Annotated in this window: 15 protein-coding genes; 8 read left to right on the forward strand and 7 right to left on the reverse strand. The window is 47.7% G+C overall.

The genetic code is table 11. From position 1 onward, the window contains the following. Both Q0413_RS00650 and tupB read right to left on the reverse strand, forming a co-directional pair. Positions 1 to 518, reverse strand: a 518-nt coding sequence (locus Q0413_RS00650) for an ATP-binding cassette domain-containing protein (RefSeq protein ID WP_298986242.1), incomplete at its 3' end; no start/stop codon positions are given. Continuing rightward, positions 515 to 1,207, reverse strand: a complete 693-nt coding sequence (tupB, locus tag Q0413_RS00655) for a tungstate ABC transporter permease TupB (RefSeq protein WP_298986244.1) — start codon at positions 1,205 to 1,207, stop codon at positions 515 to 517. The genes Q0413_RS00650 and tupB, both read right to left, overlap by 4 nt. An 83-nt stretch (positions 1,208 to 1,290) precedes the next feature. On the opposite strand from tupB, the gene tupA reads away from it, so the two are divergent. Further along, on the forward strand, positions 1,291 to 2,109 hold the full coding sequence (gene tupA / locus Q0413_RS00660; protein WP_005869209.1) for a tungstate ABC transporter substrate-binding protein TupA: 819 nt from the start codon (positions 1,291 to 1,293) through the stop codon (positions 2,107 to 2,109). A 517-nt stretch (positions 2,110 to 2,626) separates the two neighbouring features. Here the strand turns inward: tupA and dnaK are convergent. The 4 genes from dnaK to Q0413_RS00680 all read right to left on the reverse strand — a co-directional run bounded on the left by dnaK (position 2,627) and on the right by Q0413_RS00680 (position 6,175). Next, the gene (gene dnaK / locus Q0413_RS00665) at positions 2,627 to 4,513 is read right to left on the reverse strand and encodes a molecular chaperone DnaK (RefSeq protein ID WP_291937735.1); all 1,887 of its coding nucleotides are present in this window, start codon (positions 4,511 to 4,513) and stop codon (positions 2,627 to 2,629) included. A 45-nt stretch (positions 4,514 to 4,558) separates the two neighbouring features. Beyond that, complete coding sequence (locus tag Q0413_RS00670) at positions 4,559 to 5,134, reverse strand: nucleotide exchange factor GrpE (RefSeq protein WP_297881939.1); 576 nt, start codon at positions 5,132 to 5,134, stop codon at positions 4,559 to 4,561. Further along, positions 5,131 to 5,919, reverse strand: a complete 789-nt coding sequence (locus Q0413_RS00675; protein WP_298986247.1) for an HrcA family transcriptional regulator — start codon at positions 5,917 to 5,919, stop codon at positions 5,131 to 5,133. The genes Q0413_RS00670 and Q0413_RS00675 overlap by 4 nt, the downstream gene beginning before the upstream one ends. A 121-nt stretch (positions 5,920 to 6,040) precedes the next feature. Continuing rightward, entirely contained in the window at positions 6,041 to 6,175 is a 135-nt protein-coding gene (locus Q0413_RS00680) for a hypothetical protein (protein WP_298986248.1), read from the reverse strand. A 328-nt stretch (positions 6,176 to 6,503) separates the two neighbouring features. Between Q0413_RS00680 and Q0413_RS00685 the strand changes: the two genes are divergently transcribed. The 6 genes from Q0413_RS00685 (at position 6,504) to Q0413_RS00710 (ending at position 14,434) form a co-directional block, all read left to right on the forward strand. Beyond that, positions 6,504 to 7,184 carry a F0F1 ATP synthase subunit A gene (locus tag Q0413_RS00685; RefSeq protein WP_177387592.1) on the forward strand — a complete coding sequence of 227 codons (681 nt, stop codon included), beginning with the start codon at positions 6,504 to 6,506 and terminating at the stop codon, positions 7,182 to 7,184. Then, complete coding sequence (locus Q0413_RS00690) at positions 7,174 to 7,398, forward strand: hypothetical protein (protein WP_297896069.1); 225 nt, start codon at positions 7,174 to 7,176, stop codon at positions 7,396 to 7,398. The genes Q0413_RS00685 and Q0413_RS00690 overlap by 11 nt, the downstream gene beginning before the upstream one ends. A 113-nt stretch (positions 7,399 to 7,511) precedes the next feature. Then, the gene (gene gatB / locus Q0413_RS00695) at positions 7,512 to 8,933 is read left to right on the forward strand and encodes an Asp-tRNA(Asn)/Glu-tRNA(Gln) amidotransferase subunit GatB (RefSeq protein ID WP_298986250.1); all 1,422 of its coding nucleotides are present in this window, start codon (positions 7,512 to 7,514) and stop codon (positions 8,931 to 8,933) included. Positions 8,934 to 9,921: 988 nt separating this feature from the next. Further along, on the forward strand, positions 9,922 to 10,815 hold the full coding sequence (locus tag Q0413_RS00700; protein ID WP_298986260.1) for an NAD(P)H-dependent glycerol-3-phosphate dehydrogenase: 894 nt from the start codon (positions 9,922 to 9,924) through the stop codon (positions 10,813 to 10,815). A gap of 728 nt (positions 10,816 to 11,543) precedes the next feature. Next, a complete protein-coding gene (locus Q0413_RS00705; protein WP_298986253.1) occupies positions 11,544 to 12,785 on the forward strand; it encodes a uracil-xanthine permease family protein in 1,242 nt (413 codons plus the stop codon). A gap of 200 nt (positions 12,786 to 12,985) precedes the next feature. Beyond that, positions 12,986 to 14,434 carry a DKNYY domain-containing protein gene (locus Q0413_RS00710; protein WP_298986255.1) on the forward strand — a complete coding sequence of 483 codons (1,449 nt, stop codon included), beginning with the start codon at positions 12,986 to 12,988 and terminating at the stop codon, positions 14,432 to 14,434. Positions 14,435 to 15,562: 1,128 nt separating this feature from the next. Here the strand turns inward: Q0413_RS00710 and rpoD are convergent. Then, positions 15,563 to 17,443: an RNA polymerase sigma factor RpoD gene (gene rpoD / locus Q0413_RS00715; RefSeq protein WP_297913508.1), complete on the reverse strand. Its 1,881-nt coding sequence runs from the start codon at positions 17,441 to 17,443 to the stop codon at positions 15,563 to 15,565. A 403-nt stretch (positions 17,444 to 17,846) separates the two neighbouring features. Here rpoD and Q0413_RS00720 point away from each other — a divergent pair. Beyond that, positions 17,847 to 18,216 (forward strand): 3-isopropylmalate dehydratase (locus tag Q0413_RS00720; protein WP_298986258.1); only part of this gene is annotated, 370 nt, incomplete at its 3' end.

Consider the following 18,216-nt stretch of genomic DNA (forward strand, 5'->3'; position numbering starts at 1 on the left):
CTGCCGCTGCTTGGACGCTGCAAAAAGGATAAAATCCGCAGTAGCGTGGATTTGCCGCTGCCGTTAGAGCCCAAAAGCGCCGTGATGCCGCTCGTATTTAGATCGAAACTAGGGATATTTAGAATTTCGCTCCGTTCGTAGCGCAGCACTAGATCCCGCACCGAGATCAGTTCGCTATCGGGTACAGCTCGCGCGCCGGCGGAATTCCCATTTGCAAAATTCTTTCTCGCAGAATTCTCACTCGCGAAATTCTCGCTCTTGGAATTTTTACCCGCAGAATTTGCGCTAATGGAATTCTCGGTCGCAGAATTTTTACTCTTAGAATTTCCCGCGGCGAAATTTTTACTCGTAGAATTCTCAGCGGCGAAATTTACGCGCATAGAATTTACGTCCGCGGAATTCTCAATGACGGAATTTACGTCCGTTAAATTTTCACTCATAAAATTTTTGCGCTCCCGCTCCGCCTTGTTTTTGTCCGTGAAATTCTTGCTCGGATGCGTTAGCTTATCTGCATTCATCGATCCAGCCTTTTTAGCGCATGGATGGCTAAATTTACCGCAAACGCTATTAAAATCAGCACCAGCGCGAGCGCTATACCCATCGCAAACTCGCCCTTGTTGGTCTCAAGCGAGATCGCCGTGGTGATCGTGCGGGTGAAATATTTGATATTGCCGCCGATCATCATCGCTACGCCCACCTCGGCGACGATCCGCCCGTAAGCGGTGGCGATGACGACCAGTAGGGCGTAGCGTAGCTCATAAAGCACGCAAAGGATTAAATTTAGCGGGCTTAGGCGGTAGTTCATAATGTTTAGATAGTGCTTTTTGTCCATATTTTCGATGACGCTGGCGCTTAGTGAGATGATGATAGGGAGCGCCAGCACAAACTGTCCGAGCATCACGGCTTTAAGCGTAAAAAGTAGCCCCAGCTCGCCCAGGGGGCCGTTTCTGGAGATGAAAGCGTAAAGGATCAGTCCTATCGCCACCGTGGGCATCGCAAGCGCTACGTCGCTTAAAAGCCTAAGCGTTCTGCGAGCGCGAAATTCGTAAAATCCGAGGATAAATCCTATCGGAAAGCCGATTATGATGGCAAAAAGTATCGAGATGCTCGAAGTATAAAGCGTTGCTTTAATCGCCGAAAAGGTCTCCGCATCGCCGCTAAAAAGCAGCCCGAATGCGCTTAAAATTCCTTCTAAAATAAAGTCCAAGATCGCGTCCTAAATGTTCTATTCTGGCATATTTATAAACCAAATTTATATGCTATAATAGCATATTTTTTAAAGGAGATAACATGAAAAAAATATTTTTTGTTTCGCTCGCTCTTAGTGCGAGCCTTTTTGCCGCCGATAACGATTTGGTAATGGCAACCACAACGAGCACCGATAATACGGGCTTGCTAGACGCGATCTATCCTGCGTATAAGGCGGAAACCGGCGTAGATGTCAAATGGACGGCGGTAGGTACGGGTGCTGCTCTAAAGCTTGGCGAGAACTGCGATGCGGACATACTTTTCGTGCATTCGCCGAAGGTCGAGAAAGAATTCGTAGAAAAAGGCTTCGGCGTTGACCGCACGCCCGTTATGTATAATGATTTTATCCTCATCGCCGATAAATCCATCGCGCCTAAATTTAAAGGCAAGGACCTTAAAGGCTCGTTTGAGCTAATCAAGGCGGAAAAGATTAAATTTTTCTCTCGCGGCGATAAATCGGGCACCGACAACAAAGAGAAAGGTATTTGGAAAAAAGTTGAGGGCGCCGTGCCTGAAAACGAGGCGTGGTATAACCAAACCGGTCAAGGCATGATCGCTACGATTAACGCAGCTGCCGAGCAAAAGGGCGTGACCTTCACCGATCGCGGCACCTACATCAAATACGAGGACAATAAAAAGGGTAATCCAGATATGGTTATCATCAACGAAGGCGATAACGATCTGAAGAATTTTTATTCCGTAATCGCGGTCAATCCGAAGCACTGCCCAAAAGCCGACTACGAAAACGCGCAGCGCTTCATCAAATGGATCACTAGCGAGAAGGGGCAGAAGTTCGTAGGCGATTTCAAGCTGCTAAATAAGCCGCTTTTCACCCCTGATGCGAATACTCGCAAGAATTAGCTCTAGTTAAATAAAGCTAAATTTAAAGCCCAAAGACGAAGCGTCGCCTTTGGACTTTTGCTTTTTCATAAATCAATCTGTGCGCCTTTAAATTTAGTTCTTTTGCTTCTAAAATTTAACCGGCGCTTCTCTTTACGATACATTTTTTACTTTCTAGCCATACGTTTAAATTTATCGCAGCTTCGTTTGTAGGCGATAGGCTTAAAATTTCAGCTATATTCGAGATCGGCGCGAAGAAATTTCGATCGCGTTTAGATATACTCTAATGTCTAGCGATATTTATACAGCGCAAAATTTAGTAGTATTGATGTGTGACTCAAAATTTTAGTTTGTTGGGAATTTAATTTGAAGTAGCAGTTAAGCTCGGGCGTATGAAAAACGCCCGAGTCTGTGAAGCTATGAAATTTTATGTGCGGTTTATGGAGTCGCTTCTGCCGCGCGCCGGTAAAATTGCCTTTCAAGCTCTAGCAAAATTACCGAGCGCGCGGCTATAAATTTCACTTTGCGTGTGAGCGAACTATTCGACTTCGGCGTCGATGACGTCGTCGTCTTTTTTACCGCCGTTTGAGCCGGAGCTTTGCGATCCGCCTTGCGCGCCCTGATTTGCGCTAGCAGCCTTGTATAGATCCTCGGCGACCTTGCTTAGGGCTTCTACTTTAGAGTTTATCGCTTCCTTGCTCGCGTTTTCATCCTTTAGCACGGCTTTTAGATCATTTAGCGCGCCCTCGATCTTAGCGCGTAGATCGCCCGGCACCTTCTCGCCCATCTCGCTTAGGCTCTTTTCGGTTTGATGTGCGATGCTATCGGCTTGGTTGCGCGCCTCGACGGTCTCTTTGCGCTTGTTGTCTTCCTCTTTGTGAAGCTCGGCATCCTTCACCATCTTATCGATCTCGGCGTCGCTTAAGCCGCTTGAGCCGGTGATGCGGATGTCGGTTGCCTTGCCGGTAGCTTTGTCTTTTGCCGAAACGGTTAAAATTCCGTTCGCGTCGATGTTAAATTCCACCTCGATCTGCGGTACGCCGCGAGGAGCGGGCATGATGCCTTCAAGATTGAAATTTCCTAGCGATTTATTGTCCTTCGCGAACTCGCGCTCACCCTGCAAGACGTTAATCGTAACGGCGCTTTGGTTATCCTCTGCTGTCGAGAAGGTTTGAGATTTTTTCGTAGGTATCGTAGTTCCCTTTTCGATGATCTTGGTCATCACGCCGCCTAGGGTTTCGATGCCGAGGCTTAACGGAGTCACGTCGAGTAGTAGCACATCTTTTACGTCGCCTTTGATGACCGCGCCTTGGATTGCAGCGCCGATCGCTACGACTTCGTCAGGGTTTACGCTCTTATTTAACTCCTTGCCGAAAGCCTTTTTAACCTCCTCTTGCACCAAAGGCACACGCGTCGAGCCGCCTACCATGACGACTTCTTTTATGTCGTTCATGCTTAGCCCTGCGTCGCTTACGACCTTTTTAAGCGTGCTTATAGTCTCATCTACCAAAGAATCGATCATGCTTTCAAATTTAGCTCTAGTGATGGTTTTCATTAGGTGCTTTGGACCTGTAGCGTCTGCGGTGATGAAAGGTAAATTTACCGTCGTTTCCATCGCGCTACTTAGCTCTTTTTTGGCGTTTTCCGCAGCCTCTTTTAGGCGTTGCATAGCCATGACATCGCCGCGCAAGTCGATACCTGTTTCAGATTGAAATTCTGAGGTTAAAAAGTCGATCAGTTTGTTATCGAAATCATCGCCGCCCAAAAATGCATTACCGCCGGTAGCTAAAACTTCTACGACGCTATCGCCGGTTTCTAGCACGGTTACGTCGAACGTACCGCCGCCTAGATCGTAAACGACGATCTTTTCGGATTCTTTTTTATCCAGTCCATACGCAAGCGCCGCCGCGGTCGGCTCGTTAATGATACGAAGCACGTTTAGGCCCGCGATTGTTCCTGCTTCTTTGGTCGCCTTTCTTTGGCTGTCGTTGAAATACGCAGGCACGGTTATGACCGCATCGACAACCGGCTCACCCAAAAACGCCTCGGCGTCCTCTTTTAGCTTGATTAGCACCTTGGCTGAAATTTCTTGCGGCGTATAAACCTTGCCCGCGATCTCTACCGCGCACGCGCCGTTTCGGTCGATGATTTTATACGGTAGGCGCTTTTTGGCCTCCTGCGCATTTTTTTCATTCATCATAAGACCCATGATGCGTTTGATCGAGTAGATCGTCTTTTCCGGGTTAGTGACGGCTTGGCGCTTGGCGCTGTCGCCTACTAAAACCTCGCCTTTGTCGGTGAAAGCGACTACCGACGGAGTGGTGTTTTTGCCCTCTTTGTTCGGTATGATCTTGCTCTCGCCGCGCTCGAATATGCTTACGCACGAGTTTGTTGTTCCTAGGTCGATGCCTATGACTTTTGCCATTTGTTTATCCTTTGTGTTGAATTTAAAATTTTAAAATTTGAGCGATTATTTCGCCACTACTACCATAGCAGCGCGCAAAACGCGCTGCTTATACATATAGCCTTTTTGATATACTTGAACGATATCGCCTTTTTTAGCGCCTTCGGCTTCAATCATCGAAATAGCGTTATGCACGCTAGGATCAAATCCCGCATCCGTCGCTATCGGCACGATACCGTATTTTTCAAAAGTCTTTGTAAAAAGGCTTAGACATTGTTTTACGCCGACCTCAATTTTATCCGCAAGCTCATTACCTTCCACATCAATTTTGGCGGCTTCCTCAAGAGCGTCGATTATCGGCAGCAGATCCTTCGCAAAGCTCTCGCTAGCGTAAGCAACAGCGCTATCTTTTTCTTTTTCCAAACGTTTTTTGAGATTTTCAAAATCCGCATTGGCGCGGTAAAATTTATCAGTGATCTCACTTAGCTCGTTTTGAAGCTTTTGTATCTGCGCGTCAGTATCGTCGCATGTCTGCGCCTCTTGCGGCTCGCTCGCCTCTGACGCGCACTGCTCGCAAACCTCTTTTTCTTCACTATCGCACGCTGCGTTTTTATCGCCGTGCTCTTTAAATTTATGGCTCATGCTACTCCTTTAGCGTAGTTAAAAAATTTCTCGTAATTCTCGTAAACGCTGCCTGCGCAGATCATCGTAGCGTCCTCGCCTTCGAATTTTACGGGGCGTTTGATCCCCATAAATCCGTGCTCAAAGTAGGGCGCGAAGATCAAATTTTTAGTAAAATTTACGGCGATCGAGGGGTTGAGTAAAATTTTAAACCGCTCGTCTTTGAAAATTTTATACGCTACGACCTCGTTACAAAGAAATTCGATTTTAGAATTTTTTAGCTCCCTGATCTTGGTACTAAGCTCGCGCAGACCGATCTGCATTGAAGCTAGCTCCAAATCTCCGAGTGAAATTCCTATTAAATTTGATAGGAATTTAAAAACTCTAAAATCGTATTTTAAGATAATCTCATCCGTTCTAAATGTAAGGATTATGAAGCGATTATCGTGATTGATAACTTCGCTTAGGGCTTCGTTTTCGGCGTTGAAAATCATACAGTAAATTTCAAAATCCTCAAGCACCGCTTCTAGCTCGCGAGCATCGTCTATTTTTAACTCATCGTCGAAGCTAAGTCTAGCGCGCCAGTAATCTTGCATCGTCGCAACTGTGGGGATTCTACCACCGCTTACATGAAGCTGCGTCAAAGCCCCCTCGTCGCTTAAGCGCTTAAAATAAATTCGGATGCTAGACGCTGACATCGCTACGCCCATACGCTCACCCAGCTCGGAAGATCCGATCGGGGTGTTGCTATCGAGATAGGCGGAAATGATGGATTCCAGGATCATATCACGTTTATTCGTTTTCACTTTTAGCACTCTTTCGGTAAGATTGCCAGTATTATACAACATTGAGTGGTAGGATGTCAAGGTTTTTATATAAATTTTATAAAATTTTAGCAATCGGGTTCTGAGTTTGCTAAAATTTTAACTATGATTTTTTGAGCTGAGTGGAATTCTTGGAATTCTTGGAATTCTTGGAATTCTTGGAATTCTTGGAATTCTTGGAATTTATCGCGGTGCCGTCGCGGTAGAATTTTATTGTATTTTTTGTATCTGTAAACATAAATTTTACCGCACAGCCGGCTAGGGCTTCTCTGTATGCGACAGATAAATTCTATTTTGCAAAAATAGTATTAACAGTATAGCTGCAAATTCCGTAGTTACCAGCTAAAATTTTGTCATTTGCTGAAATGCTGAAAATGTGAAGTTAAATGCTAAAAAAACGCAAAATTCCCGCCGAAATGGCGCGCAAGCTAGACGAAAGTGCTAGGCAAGCAAAGCGGTGTGAGAACTCGCAAAGCTCAAAATTTCACTCGCTAGCGTAAATTTAAATATACTTTAACGAATAGAAGTGTAAAATACGCCACAAATTTCAACGATCAAGGGTTTTTATGCTAAAAGACATCTTTCTTTTCGGCGGTTTAATTTCTTACGACCACACCTTTATCTACCTTTTTTACTTCTTTTTGGTCGTCGCTATCATCGTAGCCGTCGCGCTTTGCTCCACTCGCTCGCTTCAGCTTGTGCCACATGGCATGCAAAATATCGCCGAAGCCTACCTAAGCGGCGTGCTAACGATCGGTAAGGACGCGATGGGTAGCGAGGAACAAGCCAAAAAATATCTTCCGCTAATCGCAACATTGGGATTTGTGATATTTTTTAGTAACGTTATCGGCTTGGTGCCGGGCTTTGAGTCGCCGAGCGCGAGTTTAAATTTAACCCTTTCGCTTACGCTTTGCGTTTGGTTGTATTACCATTTTGAGGGCGTTCGCGAGCACGGCGTGATCAACTATCTAAAGCACTTTATGGGGCCGGTGAAAATCCTAGCTCCGTTTATGTTCGTCATAGAGATCGTCTCGCATTTTTCGCGCGTCGTATCGCTTTCGTTCCGACTTTTTGGAAACATCAAAGGCGACGATACCTTCCTTCTTGTTATGCTTACTCTCGCTCCTGCGCTAGTGCCGATGGTACCGTTTGCGCTGCTTACTTTTATGGCGATTTTGCAGACTTTTATTTTCATGGTTTTAAGCTACGTTTATCTAGCGGGCGCCGTGATCGTCGATGAGCATTAATTTTAAGCGAAATTTCTTATACTTCCTCGTGGGTGCGTCGTTCGGATTGATCTTCGTCGGCGCATTCGTCTTTTTTGCCTATCCGTCATTTTATTTTTTGGGGTTAAAATTCCTCTTCATCTGCACTGCTCCCGGCGTGATTTGCGTCATCATCACCTGCTTGATGGTCGATGTTTTCGATCTGAAAGAAAAGCTCCTTAGCGGCGGCGAGTAGAATCTATCCGATTAAATTTTAAAATTTAGCCTCTGCCGCGCGCCGCTGCAAGCGAGTATTAAAGCAAAAAATTGTAAAATTACGCGAAATTTTTATTCTAAAAGGTTAAGTTAATGTTTGAAACCGTGATCGGCCTGGAGGTACACTGCCAGCTAAATACCAAAACTAAAATTTTCTGCTCCTGCCCCACGAGCTTCGGCGATGAGGCGAATTCGCACGTCTGCCCGACCTGCTTGGCGCTTCCCGGCGCTCTTCCCGTGCTAAACGAGGAGGCGGTTAAAAAAGCCATCAGCTTCGGCACCGCCGTCAATGCGACGATCAATCGCAAGTCGGTATTTGACCGCAAAAACTACTTCTATCCCGACCTTCCCAAGGCGTATCAAATTTCGCAGTGGACGATCCCGATCGTCGAGCACGGCGAGCTTTTTATAGCTGCGGACGGACAGAGCAAGCGCATCGGCATCACGCGCGCACACCTAGAGGAGGACGCGGGCAAAAATAACCACGAAAGCTCGCGCAGCCTAGTTGATCTGAACCGCGCCGGCACGCCGCTTTTGGAGATCGTAAGCGAGCCCGATATGCGCTCTGCGGACGAGGCGGTCGCGTATCTAAAAAAACTCCACAGCATTTTGCGCTTTTTAAATATCAGCGACGCAAATATGCAAGAAGGCTCGTTTCGCTGCGACGTAAACGTCAGCATCCGTCCGCAAGGCGAGCAAAAACTTTACACGCGCGTGGAGATTAAAAATTTAAACTCTTTTAAATTTATTCAAAAAGCGATCGAGTTTGAAGTGGAGCGTCAGATCGAAGCGTGGCAGGACGGCAAATATGATCAAGAGGTCGTGCAAGAAACCCGCCTTTTCGACACTGCTAAGTTTATCACCAAGCCGATGCGCAGCAAAGAAGACAGCGCCGAGTACCGCTACTTCCCCGATCCTGACCTGCTAACCGTGATCGTGGATGACGAGATGCTGGCTGCTGCGCAGCAGATCCCCGAGCTGCCGGATCAGAAAAAAGCACGTTATGTCCACGAGCTGGGCGTTAAAGAGAAAGACGCCGAGATCATAATCTCGACCTACGAAAACGCGCGATTTTTCGAGGATCTGATCGCAGCGGGGCACGAGCCCAAACTCTGCGTGAGCTGGCTTACGGTCGAGCTTGCGGGCAGGCTCAAAAACGGCGTTACGATCGAGGATTCGCCCGTAGGTAGCGCGAAGATGAGCGAGCTTTTAAGCGCGATCGAAGGCGGCGCAGTGTCTCAAAAGGCCGCCAAAGAGGTGCTTGATTATTTAATGGAGCACGACGAGGCCGTAAGCTCGGTCATCGATAAGCTGGGCTTGAGGCAGGTAAGCGATGACGGCGCGATTTTGGAGATCATAGCGCGCGTGATGAGCGCAAACGAGGACAAAGTCGCAGACTATCGCGGCGGCAAGGACAAGCTATTCGGCTTCTTCGTAGGCCAAGTGATGAAAGAGGGCAAGGGCGCGTTTAACCCTGCGAAGGTAAACGAGCTTTTGAAAGAGAAGTTAGGCTGATTTCGCAGCTTCTGCGGCAGTAAAGGGCGAATTAAAGGCGGCGGTGCGAGCGCGATAGATAAAACCTCTGAGATAAAATTTTAAATCCGCTCGCAACGTTTTGCTTCGAACTAAAGTTTTCACGCGCTAATGGCGAGGGCTTTTGTGTGTTATAATTTCATTCGGCGCGATCTTGGTGGCTACCTGCTCTTTCTCGCACACGTTTTGTTCTTTCGAGCTCGTTCTTTCTCGTGCGGGTCGTTTGCGCGAGTGTCGGTCTGCGACGGAGTGGTTTAAGAAGCACGTCAGTTAGGAATTTTTACTCACGGCTACCGTCAAAGCGCGGTAAAGCTTGCAGGGAATGCGTAAAATTGCTCTGCTTGCGAGAGCGAGAACGGAAGCTCGGGGTGCGCGGATAGGATCGAATACGTAGGGTCGAATTTGAGTGGCGAGTCGATGTGTAGGCTAAATTTAATCAATCGCTGCGTCGGATGCGCGTGCCCCAAACCTTGCGCCAAACGATAACGTGGCGAGCGACCGCAAGATCATCTAAGCTCAAAGCACGCCTTGATAGATTTAAGTGGGTTTAAAAGCGCGATTTGCGATCGGGCGTCTGAGCAAAATTTTTAAAAATTTGATTTGCCGCAGCGATGCGTGAGTGAAATTTAAAACGTATAATGGAGTTTCAAAATCCTCATTCGTTCACTGCCGCGCCTTTTGTGAAAGTGTTTTTTGGTGGAAGAGCAAAACCTTAAAAGTATGAAATTTTAGCGAGGTAAATTTTAAAAAAGCGAAGTTTTGGCTGAGTAAATTTCAAAAGCGCAGAATTTTAACGAGGCGAAATTTTGACGAGATGAAATTTCAAAAAGCGAATTTTAAAGTGTGGCTTTGGCTAGCGTTTGCACAGGCTCATGTCGGCGCTTTTGGGCTAAATTTTCAAAGAGCGGGAATTTCAATAAAATGAAATTTGAAAAACCGTAAATTTGCGAATAAATTTTTAAAAAGGAACATAATGAAAATCGCGGTTATCGGCGCTGGCAAATGGGGTAGCGCGCTTTTTGACGCGCTTAGCGCAAAAAACGAATGCGTCATCACTTCGCGCACGCCAAGGCAAATTCCGCATTTTGTAAGCGTGAGCGAGGCATTGGAGTGCGAAGCGCTAGTTTTCGCGCTCGCGGCACAACAAACCGCGCAGTGGCTGGATCAAAATTTCACCTACAAAAATCAAAGAATTCTAGTCGCTTCCAAGGGCATCGACGCGGCAAGCGGTAGGTTTTTAAACGAAATTTTTGAATCGTATGTCGCGCGCGGCAATCTTGCTTATCTATCAGGTCCGTCGTTTGCCACCGAAGTCATGCAGAAGCTGCCTTGCGCGCTCGTTGTAAGCTCGTGCAATGAAAATCTAGCCGAGCTTTTCGCAAGCGCCTTCCCTGCATACATCAAGACTTACACGAGTGGCGATATCATCGGCGCAGAAGTGTGCGGCGCGTATAAAAATGTCATCGCCATCGCTAGCGGCGTTTGCGATGGGCTCGAGCTCGGAAATAACGCTAGAGCGAGCTTGATCGCGCGCGGCATCGTAGAGATCGCGCGTTTCGGCAAGTTTTTCGGTGCGCGGGACGAGACCTTTTTGGGCTTAAGTGGCGTGGGCGATCTGTTTTTGACCGCCTCGAGCGCACTATCGCGAAACTACCGCGTGGGACTAGGGCTTGCGCGCGGCAAAGGGCTCGAAGAAATTCTGCGCGAGTTGGGCGAGGTCGCCGAGGGTGTGGCTACAACCGAAGCGGTCGTAAATATCGCGACAAAGCACAAAATCTACGCTCCGATCGCTACCGAGGTCGCGCAAATTCTGCGTGGCAAGGACGTAAGGGCGAGTCTAAAGGACCTGCTACGCAAAAAATAGCTGCATGGTGGAATTCTCTCGCTAAATTTTAGCGGTAAATTCGGTCTGTATAGTTTTGTTTTATCCGCTATGTTTGTGAAATTTAGTTGCTGGTTTGCGGATTTTGGTCGTTGTTTGTTTGGATATGTCTACGCGGCTTTGATTTGAAATTTAGCTTTAAGCTTGAGTGCGAAATTTTAAAGCGAGGTCGTAAAATTTTAAAACATTTAAGGTGGATCGCAGGTAGTTTAGAAGCGTTAACTGCTTAGTTTTGCTTGCAGCCGCTGATGGTCGGCAGTGAAGAGTGGAGCATATTGCTTGTCTGCAACCGGGTAGGTCAAAATTTTTGATGTGTCAGATTTAAAAATTAAGGCTTTTCTTTAGACGAGGCGGAAATGAGCCGAATGAAGGAGCGCAATCCTGCGCTTTGGATAGAATTTCGGTGAAATGAGGCGCAAAGGCGTAAATTTTGAAAATATTCAAGACAGATGATGTGTAGTTTTGATAAATTTTTATTGCTTGCAAAGGAGCGGACTATTCGTCCGCGACTGCGGCTAGTTAAAATTTTACAGAATGTCGGTGTATTATAAATTTTAATACAGGAGCCAAGGTGAAGGATCGCGAGATGGATTTAAGGGTTGCGACGTAAAAATTTAGCGAAGATAAGGCATATAGCCTATCAAGCTAAATTTTTGCTAGCTCCGTTAAAGACGCTCGCGAGGCAAGCCGCAAAGATAAAAGAGGAGAAGATGGAAAAATACGAAGGCTACAATCTCAGGCTACGCGACGCTCTCGTTGGCGTACAGTTTTTATTCGTCGCGTTCGGCGCGCTCGTGCTGGTGCCGATCTTAACGGGGCTTGATACGTCCGTGGCGCTGTTTACCGCGGGCATCGGCACGCTGCTGTTTCAGTTCATCACGCGCAAACACGTCCCGCCGATCTTTCTCGCGTCCAGTTTCGCGTTCATCGCGCCGCTAAGCTTCGGCGTGAAAGAGTGGGGCATCGCCGCGACGATGAGCGGGGTGATCGCGGCGGGGCTTTTTTACGTGGTTCTAAGCCTGCTTATTAGGCTCAAAGGCGAGGGGTTTTTGCATAAAATTTTACCGCCCGTGGTCGTGGGACCAGTTATCATGACGATCGGCCTCATCCTCTCGCCCGCAGCCGTAAATATGGTCATGGGCAAGGGCAAAGAGGCGCTCTATACGCAGGGGCAGTCGCTTACTATCGCGTTCATTTCGCTTGCGACGGTCATCGTCATAATGATGTTCGGCCGCGGTATGCTGCGTCTCGTGCCGATACTTTGCGGCATCGCGGCGGGATACTGCGCGTCGCTATTTGTCGGCATCGTGGATTTTACGCCGATTTTGTCCGCGCCGTGGTTTGCGCTGCCAAATTTCACCGCGCCGGTTTTTAAGCTCGAAGCGGTGATCTACATGGTGCCTATCGCTATCGCGCCCGCGATCGAGCACATCGGCGATATGCTCGCGATCAGCAACGTAACGAAGGAAAATTTCCTCAAAAACCCTGGGCTTAAAAGCACGCTGCTAGGCGACGGACTCGCGACGTCGCTAGCGGGATGCTTCGGCGGACCGCCGAACACCACTTACTCTGAGGTTACGGGCGCGGTTAGTATCACGAAGGCCTACAATCCCGCCATTATGACCTTTGCCGCGCTTGCGGCGATACTGCTCGCCTTCGTGGGTAAGCTCGGCGCCGCGCTCTCCACGATCCCCGCTCCCGTCATCGGCGGCATTATGTTGCTGCTTTTCGGTATCATCGCTAGCGTGGGCATGGAGACTCTGATCAAAAACGGCGTGGATCTGGCCGAGCCGCGCAATATGATCATCGTCGCGCTCATCTTCGTCTGCGCGATCGGCGGCATGGTGCTGGATTTTGGCGCGATGAGCTTTAGCGGCGTTGGACTTGGCGCGCTTATCGGCATCACGCTAAATTTGGTTCTGCCAAAGACCAAGCATTTTGACGGGTACTGAGTTAAATTTGCGCGAAGCTTGCGTAGTTTCGAGCGATTGCAGGTAAATTTGAGCTGAGGCTTTGCTGTCAAATTTGATAAGCTTTAAATTTACCCGTGGCTTTTTGCCGTCAAATTTACCGCGCCCTAAATTTTAAAATTTCCCCCGCAAACGCTTTTAAATTTCTAACGTTTTAAACTAGCAAGATATATAATTGCCTTATGAAAAAGGCAGATAATTTAAGCAGGTTTGATAAAAAGGCGCTAAGGCTCCTCTTTGCGGTACTTTTCGTGCCGCTTTTCGTCTCGCTCGTTTTTATCTATGAGCTATCGGTGTATGACCGCTCGCGCGAGCTGCCTGCGGACGCGCAAAAGATCGGCCACAGCGATTATTTCAACATCGGCGGCAAAATTTATCTACGCTCTTGGAACCTCGCTCCTTACGAGTTAGAGGGCGGTGCGGACGCGGCGAGCTTTCGCGCGCTTGATACCGGCAGATACTCCTATACAAACGTCGGTATGGACGCTAGTAACGTATTTTGCGGCGCTCGCAAGATGACGGGGCTGGATCCCGCTCGCACGCAAAAGATCGGCTCCCGCTACTACAGCGACGGACGCGTGAGCTACTTCTGCTCGGACGTCACGCAGCGCACGGGCGGCGCGATAAGCTACATTTATAAAGTATTTTTCCACGCGTTCGGACTCTCCAAATGGCCGCAGGAGTACAACTACCCCTACGCTAGACTTGATACTATCGCGCCTATATCGCCGCTGACCGAGAGCCCTTACGTCGCCACCGACAGCGAGCGGGTATTTTACGAGGGTAAAATTTTAGCGGGTGCGGATGCAAAAAATCTAAAACAGATAAGGCTAAAAATCATACACGAAGACGGCCCAGGCTCGCCCGCGCACTTTCGCCCGGTCGATCGGTGGCTAAGCGACGGACGTAGCGTCTATGCGGACGGCGAGAGGCTAAATTTCACGCCTAGCGAGCAGATGTATCTCGTGGAGCCAAACGCCGGCATAGAGTTTCTTTATGATCCAAAGGCGGGCGCAGTGCTTATGAACGGCGAGAGATTCGAGGCTGCAAACGAGCCCTATACACCGCTAAATTTTCAGAGCGGGCATCAGGAATACATGCTGTTTGCGAGCAAAAACGGTATATTTTATCTAAGCAAGGATAAAATTTTAAATCGACCGCGCAGCAGCGGCGCCAAAGGCCGGCTCAAAGACGCGTTTTGGTACGTGTATTATAAATTTGGCGCAGACGCCAGCCGTCTAAGCGCGCTAAAAAGGGCAGGCGATAATCCGTTTAAAAGCGCTGTGCGGCAGATCTCGGAGAAGCTTTTTAAAGACGACGCTGGATTTTACTATCTAAATTTCTACTCGCATAGCGTTTACGTCATGGGCCGCAGTGGCAGGCATCTGGATAAGCGGACAAATTTCATCGAGCTGCGAAAGATCACGCTTGAGGTACACGACGATGAGGTGATGGCGCAGATCGCGGACGAGGCGGCGCGAAACCCCGAAATGTCGCAGCAGGTCTTTAGCGCGCAGGACGTGGAGTATGAAAACGGCGCGGCCTTTTATATGTATTGCCTCGCGGCGGTTTTGTTGCTCGGAGACTGGATTTACAGCTACCTTAAAAAGCGCAGCTTGCGACGCGGTTAAATTTAGCGGTGCGGCGGAAGGTAAATTTAGAGCAAAATAAAAATACCGACGTCGTGTTATCCAGCGCACTCTTGGCTACAGAAGGTAAATTTTAAGAGTGGGACGGCACGGCGGAGCAGTAAATTTAGATAGTGTTGCGGTTGTCGGCACGGCAATCCGGCAAAATTTATGGGTGCTGCGATTATGGGTAGGTAGCGTGGCGGCGGGATGCGATTGAACGTGTGTCAAAGTTTGTCGGTGCCGAGTTGCCGGTTTGTCAGCGCGCAGTAAGCTAGCTAGATGGTGCGAGATGGAATGATAGCACCCCGACTGAACGGCGGCTTTTGTGTCGTTAAATCGCGCTACCTGGTTGTAGTCGGAATTTTGAAAATTGTGCGGATAAAGCTTTGGCTAAGATTTGCAAAACACCGCAAATACGGTGTTTTTATTTTATACTGCCTTTGCCGCTTATCTAAATTTAAGAGGTAAGAATATAAACTTCAAATATTCATAGTCTGGAAAAATAGAATTTCTGACTCTGTGTAAATTCTCTCCGCTGGAGTTTGAAACATGAATACCGCGAACGAGATCGTAACGCAGAGATTGGTGTAAATTACCTCCGCTGGAGTTTGAAACCGGCGCTAAAAAGCTTCTTGGAGCAATACTTTAAGTGTAAATTTCCTCCACTGGAGTTTGAAACTTTCAACGTTGCGGCGAAAAACTGCGAGCTAGCTTTAGTGCAAATTTACTCCGATGGAGTTTGAAACGAATATGCATTGATACGCGCTCTGCTGCGCTCGTCGTGTAAATTTCCTCTACTGGAGTTTGAAAGGGGAATTTCGAGGATATAAGCCTTGCCGAAGCTAGAGTAAATTTACTCAACTGTAGTTTGAAACCTACGAACTTCAAACCTTAAGCATCTCAAAATCGGTATTTAAAGCACTACTACATTTTACTATGCCTTGATTTGTGCTCCGCCTGAAAAATTTAGGCTGAAAAATACATTATTGACGATTCCAGTTTGGATATTAGCGGATTTAAATTTTTGTCGTGTTTTTAAAATCAATCATACCGACGCCAAAGCCCGGCTGTCTAATGAATTTTAAATTTGCCGGGCGTTCAAAGAGTAAATTATATCGGGGTTTTACTCTAGCTCTCGATATAGGTTTTCAGTTTGCGGCCGATCTTTGGGTGCTTTAGCTTTTTGATCGCCGAGCTTTCGATCTGGCGGACGCGCTCGCGAGTGATATTGAGCTCCTTGCCGATCTCTTCAAGCGTGCGGTCGCTCTCGTCGTCAAGCAGCCCGAATCGCATGCGGATAACCGTGCGCTCACGGTCGTTGAGCTGTTCTAAGATGTCGTCGATCTGCTCTTTAAGGTCGGATTTTAAAATTTGTTCGATCGGCGAAACCGAGCTTTTGTCCTCGACGAAATCGCCGAATTTACCGTCGTCCTCGTTTCCGATCGGCGCTTCTAGACTGATCGGCTCCTTTGTGATTTTGATGACCTGCTTTACCTTATCGACGCTAAGGCCTACCTCTTGCGCGATGACGTTGATATCGGGCTCCTTGCCGCCTTCTTGCATATATTTGCGCGTGATTTTATTAATTCGATTTATAGTCTCAATCATATGGATCGGGATGCGGATCGTGCGCGCTTGATCGGCGATGGCACGCGAGATTGCTTGGCGGATCCACCACGTCGCGTATGTCGAAAATTTATATCCGCGCTTGTATTCAAATTTATCCACCGCCTTCATAAGCCCGATGTTGCCCTCTTGGATGAGGTCCAAAAACGGCAGCCCGCGGTTGGTGTAGCGCTTGGCAATGGAGACGACCAGGCGCAGGTTGGACTTCGCCATGCGCGCCTTTGCGTTATCGCTGATGCGCTTGCCGCGCTTAATTTGCTCTAAAATTTCTTTTAGCCGCTCTGGCTCGAGGTTGAAGCTTTTTTTGCTAGCTTCTTTTGTCAAAAAGAGCTTTTTTATATCGACGTAGGTCGAGACCATCGTGGCTTCCGGCACGCGCGCGATGATGTCGTCTTTGCTAAGCCTCGTGATCTCTTTTAGAATTTTTTTGTGATTTTCACGCAGTTCGGCGCTAAACATCGGCAGCTTGTACTCTAAGCGTTTGAGCTCCTTTTCAAAGCCCTCGTCGCTTTTTAGCGCGGTCTCCATCGATTTTACGATCTCGGTGATGAGCTTGCTCGTAGGGCCTAGATCCATGAGCTTTTCTTTTAAAATTTTCTTTTTAAACGCCAAGTTTAGCTTCGATAAAATTCCCTTGCTCTGCTTAATCGCCTCGGCGTTTTTCTCGGCAAATTTCATCCAGTCTTTTTTTGCTTTTTCAAGAGCCTTGAAGCTTTCGATGACCTTTAGAGCGCGCTTATCGTTCTTTTTGGATCGCCTTTGCTTCGCCTCGTCCGCGCTTTCCTCATCCTCCTCGTCGTCGTAATCCTCCTCCGATAGTTCCTCTTCGTCCTCCTCTTCACCCTCTTCGTCGCTGTCGTCAAAGCTCTTGAAAAGCTCCTTTACGCGGCGCTCGCGGTTGATAAGCGGCTCTTTATAGTCTAAAATGAAGTCTATTAAGTATGGCACCGAGCAAAACGCGTCGATGATGATATCCTCGCCGAGCTCGATTTTTTTGCTGATCTCGATCTCTTCTTCTTTCGTTAACAGCGGGATCTGCCCCATTTCGCGCAGATACATCCGCACCGGGCTGTCCGAACGGCTCCACTCCAAAAGCTCGACGTCGCTGGATAGGTCAAATTCCTCGTCCCAGCCCTCGTCCAGCAGTTTTTTTTGCGTGGCTTCTTTGAGTTTTGCGTCCTCTAAATTTTTGATTTTAGAGATTTCTGCGGCGGAGATCAGCTCGACGTCGAATTTTTTCGTAAGCGCTTCGACCTTCTTAACGGCCGTCGCAGTGGGGGCTTTGTCGAAAAATTTTATCAGTCTTTCGTATGTGATGTAGCTTTTTTGATTTTCGTCGAAGAACTGCTCGATGGGCGTTAAGGCGTCTTTTGGGCTCGCCATAAAATCTCCTTGTGTCGTTGTGTATTTGTTTTGGAAAATCGGATTATACCGAAACGCTCTTTATTTTTGCTTATATACGGCGCGAACCATCTAAATTTAATAATTTTTCAAATTCTAAAAATTAGGCTAAATTTTAAAATTTAGGTTATATTTTTAGCTAAATTTAAGATTGTTCTCTAAAATTCCGCGTTCGCAAGACGAAAATTAGCGCGCCGAAATTCCGCCCTTTACGCCGCCGATTTAAAATTTAACGCCTCCGCACTTCCTATCTCTGCGCTTTTGCGTTTAAATTTAGCCCTAAATTTCAAACGAGGAATTCCGCCCTCATATCGGAGCGATTGAGCGGATTTTAATAAATTTGTCGGTAAAATCGCGCATCTATTTTAAAATTTAAGGCAGAAATATGGCAAAAGTATGGAAATTCGGCGATGATATCGACACCGACATTATTATCGCGGCACGCTACCTAAATACATCCGACGCGGCGGTGCTTGCGACGCATATCATGGAGGATGCGGATAGGGATTTTTCGTCCAAAATCGCTCGCGGCGACATCATCGTAGCGGGGAAAAATTTCGGCTGCGGCAGCTCGCGCGAGCACGCACCGATGGCGCTTAAGGCCGCCGGAATTTCATGCGTGATCGCAAAAAACTTCGCTAGGATTTTTTATCGAAACAGCTTCAACACCGGCTTTTTGATCCTCGAATGCGACGAGACGGACAAGATCGCGCAGGGCGACGAGCTTAGCATCGATCTAAAGGGCGGCGTAATTA

The sequence above is a fragment of the uncultured Campylobacter sp. genome (assembly GCF_938045465.1).
Taxonomy (GTDB): domain Bacteria; phylum Campylobacterota; class Campylobacteria; order Campylobacterales; family Campylobacteraceae; genus Campylobacter_B.